Origin of the sequence: Enterocloster lavalensis, from assembly GCF_046603895.1 — a bacterium.
Lineage (GTDB): Bacteria > Bacillota > Clostridia > Lachnospirales > Lachnospiraceae > Enterocloster > Enterocloster lavalensis.
Genome location: NZ_CP176637.1, coordinates 686,711 through 700,705 on the forward strand (window position 1 = coordinate 686,711; position 13,995 = coordinate 700,705).

Below are 13,995 nucleotides of genomic sequence, written 5' to 3' on the forward strand. Positions count from 1 at the left end.
TTGGCTTATTCCGGCAGACGACCCTCATACATGATGCTCAGTTCACCATATACCTGTCCCCAATTCCTGATTGGCATGGTCCATTTCTTTGTAGCTTCAAACGTAGACAGGTACAAGGCTTTTAGCAGTGCGGTATCGCTTGGAAACACGCTTCTCTGACGGTTCAGCTTACGATAAGTGGCATTCAGGCTCTCAATGGCGTTGGTCGTATAAATGACCCTTCTGACCGCTGTGGAAAATTTGAAAATCGGGGAAATGGCATCCCAGTTTTGTTTCCAGCTCCTCATGGAATTCGGATATTTTTCGCTCCATTTTTCCGTCACCCGCTCCAGGGCGCCCAGGGCTTTTTCTTCCGTTGGCGCCTGATAGATTGTTTTAAGATCCGCACAGAAGGGCTTCCTGTCTTTGTCTGACACATATTTCATGGTGTTACGCACCTGATGCACGATGCAGCGTTGATATTCCGTCTTTGGATACGCTGCGGCGATTGCCTCTTTGATGCCGCTAAGTCCATCTGCGCAGAGAATCAAGATGTCTTTCACTCCCCGGTTCTTTAAGCCATTTAGTACAGACAGCCAGTATTTAGAGCTTTCGTTTTCGCCAACCTCGATGGTCAGGACTTCTTTGCGTCCATCCGGATTGATGCCAGGAATCACATAAGCCGCAAGCTTGCGAATCACCCCATTATCACGAACTGAGTAATGGATGGCGTCTATGTAGAGTACCGGATATACCTCGGAAAGCGGGCGGTTCTGCCAGTCTTCAATCTGCGGCATGATTTTATCGGTCACATCCGAAATGAACCCTTCGGATGCCTCAAAACCATAAATATCCTCCAGCGTATCAGAAATCTGCCTTGTAGTCATGCCTTTGGCATACATGGAAATGATCTTCTGGTCGATATCGGAGATATCTTTCTGGCGTTTTTTGACCACCTGCGGCTCGAACGTGGATTTACGGTCCTGGGGGACTTGAATGTCCATACTGCCATAGCTGCTATTGATGCGCTTAGGCTTATAACCATTACGGTAATCATCCGTGTCTGAACGTTCTGATTTTTCATAGCCCAGGTGCTCATCCATCTCTGCTTCCATCATTTCTTTGATTGTGCCGCCAAGCAGATCCTTGAGAGCAGCCTGAATATCCTCTGCGGACTGGATGTCATACTCCTGAAGGAGCTGCTGGATAATGTTCCTTTTCCCATCTGTCATTTGTACTTTGTGTACGGGTTTCTTTTCTCTTGCCATGATAAAAGGCCTCCTATGATTTTTATTTTACCATAGAAGACCTTATAAAACCTTAGTTACAGAAAAACTTTCACATACTCTTGGAACGGAGCCTATCACTTTCAATACCTTGTTTTTCTTTCAGAAACAGCTTTCCGTTGTTCTTCATATGAAAATTCAACTTGGACTTTCACTGATTCCATCGGCCTCTCTTTATCCATATTGACACCAGTAATCCCCTCCAACACTGAGATTATAATATCTGCCGCGACTATATTATTTCCTCGAAATTGGCAACTTATAATAAATTGCTAATCATCTTAAGCCATACAAACGTCACAACCAAGAAGCTATACATTCAAAATATCTTCATGCATATACATTTCGTAGAGTATCGTGATCTACAACTCATCGCGGACTGACAGATTTATTATATATCTCCTTACAGATGCGCCTGCTGGATAAGAGAAACGCTCGTTTTCTAAATAGTTAGACTATTGTGCCTTATCCTTAATAGACAAGGCACGCTTATCTTCGTCGAACTCAACCGCGCCAAAATACTCCGAATTAGAAACATAATATCCGAACGCCCAAACTCACCCGTTTTTTACGTCGTCTTCATCAACGAGGACTTTCTTCTTCAGGATGAATACACTTGTGCAGAACCGTCATACCTTTCTGACTTAGCTTAAGCGTATGAAGGATTGATGCGGTTGCCCTCAACTTTGTCTGGATCGTAGTCATAAAGTCTTATCCTCTACAAGATCAACTTTCACTTCTTCGTCCCGTTTTTTGTTTAAAGCAACCCCCATTCTCAGACCACTTGGTTTATCATCATTAAAAAGAATTCGTTCTCCATAAGGAGCGTTAAAAATGATATGATCATAATGAATTCCATTCTTCCGCAAAAAATCCTCTGTAATCTCTCTGCTCTCATCTGTTCTTGATGTAATAAACACAATCATATCCTTCTTAGGTAGCCTTTTTAAGAATTCCCTTGCACCAAGAAGGAAAGAATCCTGTCCATCAATCCTGTATCCATTATGCTTAACGATCGTTCCGTCTAAATCAAGAATCCATGTATGCCCAAGCGTCGATAATGTTAATTTATCCATGTTGTAATCTTGCTCCTATTGCTCCACCTGGATGATTCGGTTTGAAATTTTCTAATGTAATTCCCATCCTTTTAATTAGTTGCATTGCAAGCTGTTGAAGAATTATAAGGTAGAGTGTCGTTGAGTTATTTGGCATAATATTCCATGGATCACCTTCATGATCCAATGGAACAATCAACCTCTTATCCATACTATCAGCCAATATGCTGTGCTCGTTACAACTTAGAAGCCAAAGATTCACACCTTTCCGCTTTTTTAACAAATTTACAAGGTATACAGACTCATCGGTGCTGCCGCTCTTAGTGAGAATAATCACAAGATCTCCAGGCTTCACCATTCCCATGTCGCCATGTACAGCTGAGTTCGTGTGCAGAAATCGAGCATCCATCCCCGCCGAGATCATGGTTCCTTCAAACTTCTCGCAAATTGGCACATTCTTGCCAAGCCCAGAGGCTATGATTTTATGTCCTGATTTAAGAGTATGTTCACACTCTGAAATCAGATGGTCCATCTCCGCCATTGACACGCCTTTTAAAGCCTCTTCCAATTGTCCCATTGTCTTATCAAAGTAACCATATGCGCTCTCCATCTCTAAGGCTTCTTCTAAGTAATAGAGGCCGTTATAGAAAGCACCACAGATAGCGTCATAATCTTCCCAGGCATAAGTGGTGAGACTGAGCCATATGATTGCTAAAAGAATCTTCATCTGACGCCTAGTAACCTCTCCATCCAACAGTTCAAAGAAGTAATCCTCCATGTTCTCCCAGTTATTTGAGGCTATATCGATCTTAATTTCCTCATTTCCTATATCTAGGCTGAACCTTTTTAAATTGAACTGGTCATAGTTGCTAAACAAACTGTAATATAGCTTCCCCCAGTCATAGGCTACATCTCCAAAGAACTCAGTCTTTCCAAAGTATCCTCGTGGATCAATTAGCACTGGATTGATATCATGGCGCAACATTATATTACTAAAAGTACAGTCACCGTGGAGAAGGACAAACTTTCGCGGAGCATATTGCATCACTAGTCTTTCAACCTCATCCTGATGGTAGAAAATATTTCGACAAAGCTTACCATTCACTATCACCGTAGGATTATTGGCAAACGGGACAAGATTACGAACTTTCTTTAACCTGTCATATGTCTTACCCAAATAGGCTTCCCAGTAACTGTCTTCATCGTACGGAACACTTTCAATCCCATGGACTTCCTTCAAACAACCAACAATCTTCTCAAGTACATAACGTTTCTTTTCATCCGACAGATAGGTATACTCATAGATATTTTTACCTTCTATCAGTTCCATAGAAAGCGGTTCATAGGAATAGATTGCTGGTATTGCAGCAAAGGATTTACCTTGAAGTTTCTTGTACCAAGCAATCTCCCGAGCAGCTAACATTCGACCTTGATCATCAATTCCTTCTTTAATAATCTTATCATCTTCGACAGTAATCTTATTGAAAGGACGGCACCGCATTTTGGGAAGTTTATCCCATTCACTATAAAGACCATATTCTTTCGTTTTATATAGCGGTTGCTCTTCAAACTTTATACCGCTATCACGCAGCCAGCGGACAAATTCTCCCTCCTGCGGTATACCCCCTCCCCCAACTTATACCACATCCACCCTCCCCATCAACAGTATTCACTCCTGCCAAAACAACAGATTTTTCACTAAAAATGAAGTGACCTGCTACTCCATATTGACTACTGCGTTCTTCCCGGAATTCACCGTTTCTGTACATCCAGCGGCATGGGAAATCCTTAGAAATACCAATAACATTTCCCTCTGTTTCCGGAATCTCGTAATCATCCGGCAGTACCAAATCACACCAAATCAACATAAACCGCTCATGGTCTGGTATGTATGACAGTGCTTTCTGAAGACCCGCGCAAGTGCCTTCATGTCCTGTACCACATACCATCTGATAATTCACGTCAGCAAATTCCCGTAAATACCTTTCCAGAACATCATATTTGTAATCGCCAATTATGATAAATTTCTTATCCGGATATTTTTTAAATAAATGGAAAATCATTGGAAGGTTGTTCACGGGAACCAGAGCCTTCGGTTTATTCCTTGTAAGTATCTGCATACGTGATCCTTTGCCACCTGCTTGAACAATAATGTAATTTAATCCCATAAAGTCCTCCTTAATATGTATTCAAAATATCTATAACATTTTTAGCTGTTGCATAGTTATCTCCATAAATAATCTCACTTATAGGCGTAGCAGTTTTCCAATGTTTAAGAGAATAAGAATAAACATTGAGCGGAGTATCATAAATTGCGATTACATGTCTGCTATATGAAAGACAGTAATCAAGTAGTCCTGTTCTAATCGAGATAATTGCAAACACAGATGCAGAATGGATACAAAACTCATCAACTGTGCATGATAACGGAATACTTCCCTGTATCGGTTTTTGATCTCCAACAATATTACAATAAACGGTATATCCTAGTTTTTGTAATTTCTGAGTCAATTCTTCAAAAAATGATATGGGAATTTGAGCTGATTTAGAATATGGATTAATAATTACAGAATTATCATCATAGTTTAATTCATTAGCCCTATACTTTACTTCAACTTGTGGATAAGATAATGTCGCTTCCTGAGTTAAATCTAGCGAGGCATACCGGATAGCATCAATAAGTGAAAGAGAAGGGATTTTATAACAAATCCATGTTTTCATGAAATATGTGGCATCAAGTATTCTGATTTTATTGTTCTTAAGTAAACAAGAAAAAAAGCGACTAAGCAAAGGATTTTTAGCATATCCATAGCGTAATAATTCTAATTGCTTTTCATCGACGCCTAAATATTGACTAATTCCAAGCTTATCTAAAACAAAAGTTTGCTTTTTATTGCAAATAACCAGTACATTTTTATCACATTTATTCAAATAGTACGGTACATAAGTACAAGAAATGAGTACATCTCCCATGGCAGGCTGTCCGACTATCAATATCTCATCACATTTGTTCGTATCGAAAATATTTCTAATACACGACCTACAAATAAAATAACTTTTTAAAACCTTTCCTATTTTCTTTATCATTCAGCACCTCAGACAAAAATATTTACCATAATCAGTCAATTCCTACATGATTTTATTTATAATACTTCTAAAACGATTTGGTATAATTTTAGCAATAAATTCAACACTGCCTTTGTAGTATGAAAATTTTTTCCAAGCGAATAGATAAAAAATATTTGGAACAATTAAACAGTATGTGGCTTTAATAAATAGTCCAATATAACCATTAATATGAATACCACTTACAATCAGCAAAGAGAACGTACTAACAATAAAAGTAATTACAAAATAGAGACATACCTCGCCTAGATATTTTTTCCATAAATGACCATTATCCTCAAAATAGTATTTAAAAACTATCTTAGATAAAATAGGTACATTGATGAATGTTACACTTATAATTGTTGAAATAAGAATGCCATAAATGCCTATTAATTGAACAAGTACGACATTAAGGATTAGATTCAACAGCGATGATACTATTGGAACAAACTTACCTTCCCACCATAGTCCTAAAGCTTCTTTATACATATGAATCATGTCACCCATATGAAAAGTGTAATAGTATACTGTGAGCATTATAACAACTGGGAAAGAAAAAGTGTTCTCACTACCTTGCCAGAGAGTAATAAATGGCTGATATAAACATAAAAGACATGTGCTTGACCATCCAATTATCCAAATATAAAGGAGCCCAATGATATTAAAATTGCTGTAGTTTTTTTCTGTATTTTCCTTTACTATGCTATTACCAATAGAAGGGATCAAACTTCTTTGAACTACCGACAAAACAGCAGCCAACGCAGTAATGATATAATAATATCCATTATAAATGCCAAGTACACGTAGTCCAAAAAACGCTGAAATAACAATAGTATCAGCAGAAGTTAGAATAATATGTCCAATTTTTTGAAAAACCATTCCCCCAACCTTTTTCTTTATTGCCACTTTATCTTCTCTATTTAATTCACCGATACACCTATAATTGGGGAATTCTTTTCCCGCTAAATAATGTATTAATAAATTATTCAATAATGTTGTAACAGGAAGTGCAATGGCATAAATATAATAGTTTTTAAAGTAAACTACTCCAACAATTCTAATGATGCATTTAAGGAATTGAACAATAATAGTAATCCTCGAAATCCAATCAACTCGCTGGCTAGCAGTAAAAAGAGAGGTTTTATATGCAAACAATAAGTATCCTATAGCATCATCAACGATATATATTATAAAAAGAATACATATATTTACATTGTTTGGAACATTTCCTGCTATGAGCCTATTAATAAATAGTAACAAAGCAGTACCTATCCCCAACACGATCATTCCGATTATTCTATAGCATTTTCTATATAAATTTAGTAATGCGCAAACCTTCTCTTCATCCATTTCTGCAATTGGCTTGTACATACTAAAAACCATCGCGCTACCTATCCCAAGCTCCGCGAGATTCATCACACTTAACACGGAGTGAAACAAACTATCTAAGCCTGTGTATTCAATTCCTATCGAATAAACGACAGCCGTTCTTGTTAAAAATGGAAGTATTATTGATACAAAGCAATTAATAATCCCCCATCCAATATTACGTTTAACATTCTTAGATCTACTTTCCACGCGCTTAATCCCGCCTTTATATTCGTTGTTTTCTAACAGCAGCACCCATAATTATCATTATCATTGACAGACAGAACATCATTACAATAGATGAATAAACAGGTAATAAATAACTAGCTATAAGCCAGAATAATAGAATCTCTATAAACCTAATCAATCTATGAGCTTCATCCACTATCAGAGCGGTGCTTACTGAGAATACAGCCGTGACTAGTAAATATCCCACGCCTCCTAACATATACACAAATGAAGATGTACTGTTAATACCAAGATATTTTACATACTCATTGGCGAAATGCATAGGTATAGATCCCAGTCCTTTTCCGCTCCATCCACCATTGATAATTGCATAATTGATTGCAACTGCACGATCATCATTTGCGCGCACCATATATGCAAGATCTCTACTGTTATAAATAGCAAATTTATCTTCTATCAAATCATTTATATAATAGTTCACATAACTATTGGTTTTATATATAAGATAACCCAAAGTTGTAACTCCGATTATAATAGCAGATATCTTAACCACACGTTTCGGAGTCTTACTCACCACTATCAAATAATATAATATAAGCATAAGTGGAAGCATCAGTAAAAACGCACGTGCTGAATTCAGCATGGATATAATAATAGACAGTAATATAAATGCGCCTGTTTTCCAGTAGTCTCTTTTGCTTTTTGCCGAATTCAGATAAGTAATTATTGTAATGCAAGAAAGAGTGTTCCATCTTGTTGTACCATTTATGCCGATAAGTCCAGTTAACTGATCGAAATAAGCAGAATTATTTATGATGTTTATCGCCGTTCGATTCATAAGAAAATATGGTACTATATATTGTATCAGGATGATTACCGAATTTATCCACATATAACCTTTAAGAATATCACATGATTTTGTAATGAACCTAATGCACTTTCCATTATCATTTCTCCAAAAAGAGTAAAGATAATACATCGAAATCATTCCACCCATAATTGATTTTACATCCTGAAGGAGATAGGCTCTTGAACTCGATTTTATACTACTATAGATAAAATATACAATAACGACAAATGGTAACAATATTGACCCTACATTTTGCCGTTTCCAATTCAGATTCCTTAATACTTGGATCAACATCAGGCTAACAATAACGGTTTCTTGTATACCACGCCCAAACCAAATCCAGTGAGCGATGAGTGTATAAAAACCGACCAATACCCATATTAAGACATCAATTATCTCTGATCTTTTTATACGCATCTCTATACCTCTTCAGTAACAAAAGCCTGTATCATTTATGTACTCTCCCCTCTCTACAAAATGAAGCTATTTTCCCCTCAGTCTTATCCCCAAGCATATGTAAGTAAGCACTTCTCTTTCACCATTATTTATTAAAAACTCATCGCACATTTATTCATAATTTTCATTTTCTCATCGACCTTAATATAGCAGCAGTATTTTCTCTGAAGAACGGCTCACCGTTTGCCATCTGCGGAAACCAACACGTCTGCCCAATCGTGTTAATTTCAATGAGCACAACTTTTCCATGTTCATCTAGCGACATATCCCAAGATATTATTCTCAATTGAGTCAACCTTGCTTGCATTTGCTTTGCACATTCCAATATCTGCGGAACCTCAGGAATATAATAATTCTCAAATTTTGTTCCAGTATCTGGATGTTCTTCAAATCGTTCCTGAAACTCGCTAAATGCCCATCTCTTTAAGTGCCCATCATCCGTACAACCCACAAAGATTCCGTTAGCATGAGCATTATCTAATCGATTTCCGTTGCGTCCTACCCGTAACGTTAATGGAGTTGTATATACGCTCCCATCCCAAACATATGTTATAACTCTAAAAGTATTAACAGCATGTGGGTATAATGTCCTTAAAACTGGAGGATTAATCACGCATTCCTGAATATTCCAGTCCCTTCCATACTGCTCCAAAATAAGTTCAATAGGAAGTCCAGTTCCTTCCTGTAATCCATTCACAAACCGTATAAATCTGACATTTTTTCCCGAACCCGCGTCAACAGTTGGTTTAACCACAACCTCTCTATTCCCGATTGTCTCATTTAATTCATGAAGTAACACTTCTTTTGAAACGACTTGAAAATTCTTATTGCGGTATACCCCCCCCCCCCATATCCAAATAGCAATTTGTGTTGGAGCCATATATTTGAGCTGTCTTCATTCCAGGAATCCCCTCAGTCAAAAATGGTAACAGATTTTTATCAGCAAACACACTTCGATAGCTAATGGGGTTCCAGGATGGCTCTAGCTCTGATGTATAAAGGAACTCTGGGAAATAGTCCTTGTTGAAAACCCCAGTAAAGGACTGATAAAGGCGATGCCAATCATGCGGAACTTTCCTACCCAAGTTACTCATATAGAAATAATCAATTTCTTGCTCTTGAGCATCGGTAAGCTCTACTCGATTAATAAGCTTTACTCTTCTCGGATCCTTAATTTTCCTCTTTTCGCCGTGTAATTGCCCTACTCTATACAGAACCTCTTCAACTGCAGACATTTTATTTCTTACATTTGTCAATAAACCCATACATCCTTCTCCTCAGCTTATTCTCACTAATTTTCGGAAAACACCTACCAACTCCTCACACGATTTATTGATCGAATATATCCGTCGCACTTTTTGTGCCACTTGAACAGCATATTCTGCTGATGTTTTATAATTCTCCATTACTTCAAATAACGCATCAGACAGTTGTTTATAATTTCCAATTTCATATAATTTTGCATATTCCCCTTGATTCGTTACTTCATACGATCCCGTTGACTTAGCACAAATGACCGGAATAGCCCTCGCCATAGCTTCGCATATCGAAAGTCCAAAAGATTCAAATCTCGAACATACTACAGCTATATCCGTTTCCTGCCACAGCGTATCCATATGTTTTTGGAAGCCAATAAATTCAATTCTACTATCCAGTCCATATTCTATAACCAGTTCTTTTAATCTCGCCAGATACTCCTCATCCACAAATCGACCCGCTATTTTAATATAAAAATTTTCAACGCCTCTTCCCAATAAAACTCTTGCAGCTTCTATTAAATCCCTGTGTCCCTTAACCCTTGCACCGCCGGATAAAGTTATATGGACCACTTCGTTTTTCTTTCTCATCTTAACTTCATCCGTTGGCATAACAATACCATCATAAATCATAGTCATCTTATCTGATGGCATAAACTGTGAATAGAATTCCTTAATACATCTGGAAACACATACTATTCTATCTGACTGAGCTATCAGCTTATACGCCTCCTCTCTATTCCTAAAGAATGGTGTGTCCTCATTAATCTCCGCAAATTCTCTAAGATGCCAGACTACTGGTATGCCTAGCATATGCGCGAGTTCAGCTCCACATGGATTATAAATAACATTTAAGTGATAGACATCTGGCTTTTCTTTTTGAAGGATTTTATAAACTTTTCGATCTAAGAAAATATTTTGAATCTCTTTTATCTTCCACTTCAGTTCATTTCTTATCCCACCATGATCCTTCTTTGGCCTAAGCCAGTCATGATAGCTAACAATCTTGTATCTAACACCAATTTGTTTAAGATATTCCTCAAAATCACCACGTGAGCGGAGTATAACAAATGGTTCGATTTGGTGCTCAATACAATAGAGCAGTATCTCTTTTAAGCACATGATTGCTCCGCCGACCGTCCGACCTGTAGAAGAGAAAAACACTACCTTCATTTTCTTTCCCCCTCAATTACAGTGAATTTATGTATTTCCCCATCCTATAAATCGCCTCTCTTATCTCCTCATCATTTCTTGTTAAAGCAATTCTCACATAGCTATCTCCATCCTCACCATAAGTAATACCCGGAACAACGGCCACTTGAGCCTTATCAAGAAGATCAAAAGAAAAATCTGAAGAATTCATACCAGTTTTGCTGATATCCACAAATACATAGAATGTACCCTGTGGCTTCCTGCAAGAAAGCTTATCTATCTTATTAATCCCTTCAACAACCATATCTCTTCGTCTTTGATATCCCTTTACCATTTCATCTACAGAATCCTGGCTTCCCCTCAGCGCAGCAATCGCTGCATACTGTGAAGACTGCGGACAGCAAGAAGCCACATTCTCTTGGAACCTGGTCATTGCGCTGATAATGTTCTCATCTCCAACTGCATATCCTACGCGCCATCCAGTCATGGAGTAGCGTTTAGAAAAGCTATTTACAAGAATAGTCAGATCTCTCATTCCGGGAATATCGATAATACTTGTAAACTTAGCGTCATCAAACAAGATACAGCTATATGCTTCATCCGCCACCACAAGGAGGGTATTTTTCTTTGCAATTTTCGCTATTGCCTCAAGCGACTCCTTCGTGTAGACTTCTCCCGTCGGATTACAAGGAGTATTGATAATCATCATCCTTGTCCTTGGTGTGACTGCTTTTTCCAGAAGTTCAGTAGAAAGAGCGAATCCTTCCTTATCACTGCTGACAGCCACAGGGACACCTCCAGACATTGTGACCATCTGTCCATAGTTAATCCAATACGGAGCGGGAATAAGCACTTCATCGCCTTCGTTTATATAACTCTTAATGAGAAGGTAAAGGGCCCCCATCGCACCAACCGTGATAATTACGTTCTTTGAGGGATCATACTCGATTCCTGTCTCATTCTTTACTTTTTCCGCAACAGCAGTTCTAAGTTCGAGCAGTCCGGCATTTGCTGTATACTTCGTTTTCCCTTCCCTGATTGCCTTACAGCCTGCTTCGCATACTTCCGGCGGTGTTGGATAATCAGGATCGCCCAACGTAAGATCGATGACGTTGTCGTATTCTTTGGCCTTGTCGAACAACCTCCTTGTCAGACTTGGATGAATCTCATTCGCAATGTTAGAAACTTGCATGATTGAATTCCTTCCTCAGTAATTATATTTTATGTCTCTATTGATGAAATTTCTTTCTTCTAAAATCTTGTCAATTTTAGTTTTCCACCCAAATGCAAATCCATCTCTTTTGGATCAAACGCTATAAAGCCACTTCCTGGGCAAAGCGTCAATTCTCCAATAAATATGCGATCGCCAATCGAGTAAAAATCAACTCTCAAAAAATCCATATCTCTGGAGAGTTTTTCTGCAATAGCCTTCATATCCATCAGCCGTTTTGGCTTTGGAATATTCGCATCATAATCATTTTTAGAACTGTCGCAGAAATTTAATGGATTCCAATCAAAATCATATGGATTCAACTTGTGCTTAATGTACCGATTGAAATCAACCTCTACATAATCGGCCACACCGTTAAAGCAGAAAATCTTATAATCCTTCAGTTCCCACCCAGACTCGTCAACCATATATGACTCAGCAATAATCCTTGGCTTTATATCCTTATATGGCCACTCACGAGAATTGTTGTAATAGTTGCGGCTCATGCAATGCTCTATTTTTTTTCGAGCCACTTCCTTATTAAATTTCGCTTTGTCTGTGCAAATCGTCAGACCTCCAGAGTCATGCGTGCACTTTAAAACAAATTTATCAGGAAGTCTATCAAAATCAATATCGTCAAATCTGTCCCAAACTCCAAGCAGCGGAATCAGGTACTCTTCTCCCACCTGCTCAGCAATTATTTTCCTGACTTCATACTTATCGGCCATCTTGGTATAGATTGGTTTTCTGTCATAGACTTTTAACCATTGGAGCTTCTCATTCAGAGTTTGAGGGGCCTCCAAATGTAGGGTATCCCTTGTCTTTACCTTATAAAGCAGTTTCAAATATCTGGCATCCCACTTAGGTGTTTTAGGAAAAAACCTACCAATTATCCACACTGGGTAAAGTTTCATACGATTAAAATCCGGCATAATGTTACCTCTCGCTTATTAATTTCTCAAACAGTTCCTTCCAAACCTTATACACTTGAGCTTCGCTGAGCTGTTCTCTGATTCCCTCATTGTTCTTTGACATAATTTCCTGAAGCTCCGAATTTGACAGGATTTTCTTCATAGCCTCTGCAAGTTTCTCCTCGTCACCCAAAGGAACTACATACCCATTCTTTCCATCCTCGATAATTTCATGGGCAACACCTGATGGAAAATCAGTCGAAATAACTGGTAATCCGGATGCCATAGCCTCTGCTAATGCATTCGGGAATCCTTCGTAATCCGAAGACATTACATAAAGTGAGGCAGCCGCTTCTTCCTTTATCACATTTAGCTTTGTACCCATTAGAATTATTTTGCTCTGTAAACCAAGTTCTTGAATCAGCTTCTCTAAACTATCCTTTTCAGGTCCTTCTCCATAAATTTCTACCCTATACTCTGGAAAGCAGTTGCATATTCTATTGAATGCCCTAATCAGTAATTCGTAATTCTTCTGTGGGCTTAGTCTGCCAGCAGCAATGATTTTTTTCTTCCTGTTATAAATCGGCTCAATGTTAATGCTATTCTTATTAACAGGATTAGGGATCACAGCCGTCTCTGATGCTGGGTTTGCTTCTTTAAAATATTTTTCAATCGTTTTGCTCTGGCAAACAATGCAATCAGCCTTCGGGTAAATATGATTAACAAGTTTAATCAATACCTCGCTCCGCTCTCGTGGATCGCATCTCTCCGATATAACAACCGGTGCATACTTCCTTCCCACAATGGTAGCAATCATATTCGTATATGTAAGGAACGCTAACACCAAATCCGGCTTGTACTCCTTAAGTTGTTTCTTATAAACTGTCATGCCTTTCACAATAGATGCAAAACTTTTAACAGCACATTTAAGTGATGACAATTCCATCTTTGCGTATGCCCCGACAATTTCAACTCTTGGATCAAGTTCATAAGCACACTTAGGTGCTTTCATCGTCAGAATACGCACCTCATCGCCATTTTGAGTGAACTGATTAGCTAATGTTGACATGACCCGTTCTGCGCCACCCATCGGCATACCCGTGATAAAAAACAAGTATCTTCTTTTCATTCTAAACAGAATCTCCTACTGTAATTGCTTCTTCATAGATCGCTTT

General features: G+C 38.3%; 13 protein-coding genes. All 13 read right to left on the bottom strand.

The features are described from left to right. Window positions 1–5 precede the first annotated feature (5 nt). The 13 genes from ACK2JC_RS02995 to ACK2JC_RS03055 all read right to left on the bottom strand — a co-directional run bounded on the left by ACK2JC_RS02995 (window position 6) and on the right by ACK2JC_RS03055 (window position 13,949). Window positions 6–1,247, bottom strand: coding sequence for an IS256 family transposase (locus ACK2JC_RS02995; protein ID WP_092363072.1), 1,242 nt, complete (start codon window positions 1,245–1,247; stop codon window positions 6–8). Between the two features lie 719 nt (window positions 1,248–1,966). Further along, window positions 1,967–2,341: a hypothetical protein gene (locus ACK2JC_RS03000; protein WP_092363070.1), complete on the bottom strand. Its 375-nt coding sequence runs from the start codon at window positions 2,339–2,341 to the stop codon at window positions 1,967–1,969. Further along, window positions 2,334–3,821: an SIS domain-containing protein gene (locus ACK2JC_RS03005; protein WP_368271878.1), complete on the bottom strand. Its 1,488-nt coding sequence runs from the start codon at window positions 3,819–3,821 to the stop codon at window positions 2,334–2,336. The genes ACK2JC_RS03000 and ACK2JC_RS03005 overlap by 8 nt, the downstream gene beginning before the upstream one ends. A gap of 82 nt (window positions 3,822–3,903) precedes the next feature. Beyond that, window positions 3,904–4,488: an NDP-sugar synthase gene (locus tag ACK2JC_RS03010; protein ID WP_368271880.1), complete on the bottom strand. Its 585-nt coding sequence runs from the start codon at window positions 4,486–4,488 to the stop codon at window positions 3,904–3,906. Between the two features lie 10 nt (window positions 4,489–4,498). Then, the gene (locus ACK2JC_RS03015) at window positions 4,499–5,407 is read right to left on the bottom strand and encodes a hypothetical protein (protein WP_368271882.1); all 909 of its coding nucleotides are present in this window, start codon (window positions 5,405–5,407) and stop codon (window positions 4,499–4,501) included. Between the two features lie 42 nt (window positions 5,408–5,449). Next, window positions 5,450–7,051, bottom strand: a complete 1,602-nt coding sequence (locus ACK2JC_RS03020; RefSeq protein ID WP_092363068.1) for a lipopolysaccharide biosynthesis protein — start codon at window positions 7,049–7,051, stop codon at window positions 5,450–5,452. Next, the gene (locus tag ACK2JC_RS03025) at window positions 7,023–8,252 is read right to left on the bottom strand and encodes a hypothetical protein (protein WP_092363066.1); all 1,230 of its coding nucleotides are present in this window, start codon (window positions 8,250–8,252) and stop codon (window positions 7,023–7,025) included. Before ACK2JC_RS03025 ends, ACK2JC_RS03020 begins: the two co-directional genes overlap by 29 nt. A 163-nt stretch (window positions 8,253–8,415) precedes the next feature. Then, window positions 8,416–9,171, bottom strand: a complete 756-nt coding sequence (locus tag ACK2JC_RS03030) for a sugar-transfer associated ATP-grasp domain-containing protein (RefSeq protein WP_368271885.1) — start codon at window positions 9,169–9,171, stop codon at window positions 8,416–8,418. Further along, window positions 9,116–9,556 carry a hypothetical protein gene (locus tag ACK2JC_RS03035; RefSeq protein WP_368271887.1) on the bottom strand — a complete coding sequence of 147 codons (441 nt, stop codon included), beginning with the start codon at window positions 9,554–9,556 and terminating at the stop codon, window positions 9,116–9,118. Before ACK2JC_RS03035 ends, ACK2JC_RS03030 begins: the two co-directional genes overlap by 56 nt. A gap of 12 nt (window positions 9,557–9,568) precedes the next feature. After that, window positions 9,569–10,720, bottom strand: a complete 1,152-nt coding sequence (locus tag ACK2JC_RS03040; RefSeq protein ID WP_092363060.1) for a glycosyltransferase family 4 protein — start codon at window positions 10,718–10,720, stop codon at window positions 9,569–9,571. 16 nt (window positions 10,721–10,736) lie between these two features. Beyond that, a complete protein-coding gene (locus tag ACK2JC_RS03045; RefSeq protein WP_092363059.1) occupies window positions 10,737–11,891 on the bottom strand; it encodes a pyridoxal phosphate-dependent aminotransferase in 1,155 nt (384 codons plus the stop codon). A gap of 59 nt (window positions 11,892–11,950) precedes the next feature. Then, window positions 11,951–12,841, bottom strand: a complete 891-nt coding sequence (locus tag ACK2JC_RS03050; RefSeq protein ID WP_368272717.1) for an ATP-grasp fold amidoligase family protein — start codon at window positions 12,839–12,841, stop codon at window positions 11,951–11,953. A gap of 4 nt (window positions 12,842–12,845) precedes the next feature. Further along, window positions 12,846–13,949, bottom strand: a complete 1,104-nt coding sequence (locus ACK2JC_RS03055; RefSeq protein WP_242956308.1) for a glycosyltransferase family 4 protein — start codon at window positions 13,947–13,949, stop codon at window positions 12,846–12,848. Window positions 13,950–13,995 lie beyond the last annotated feature (46 nt).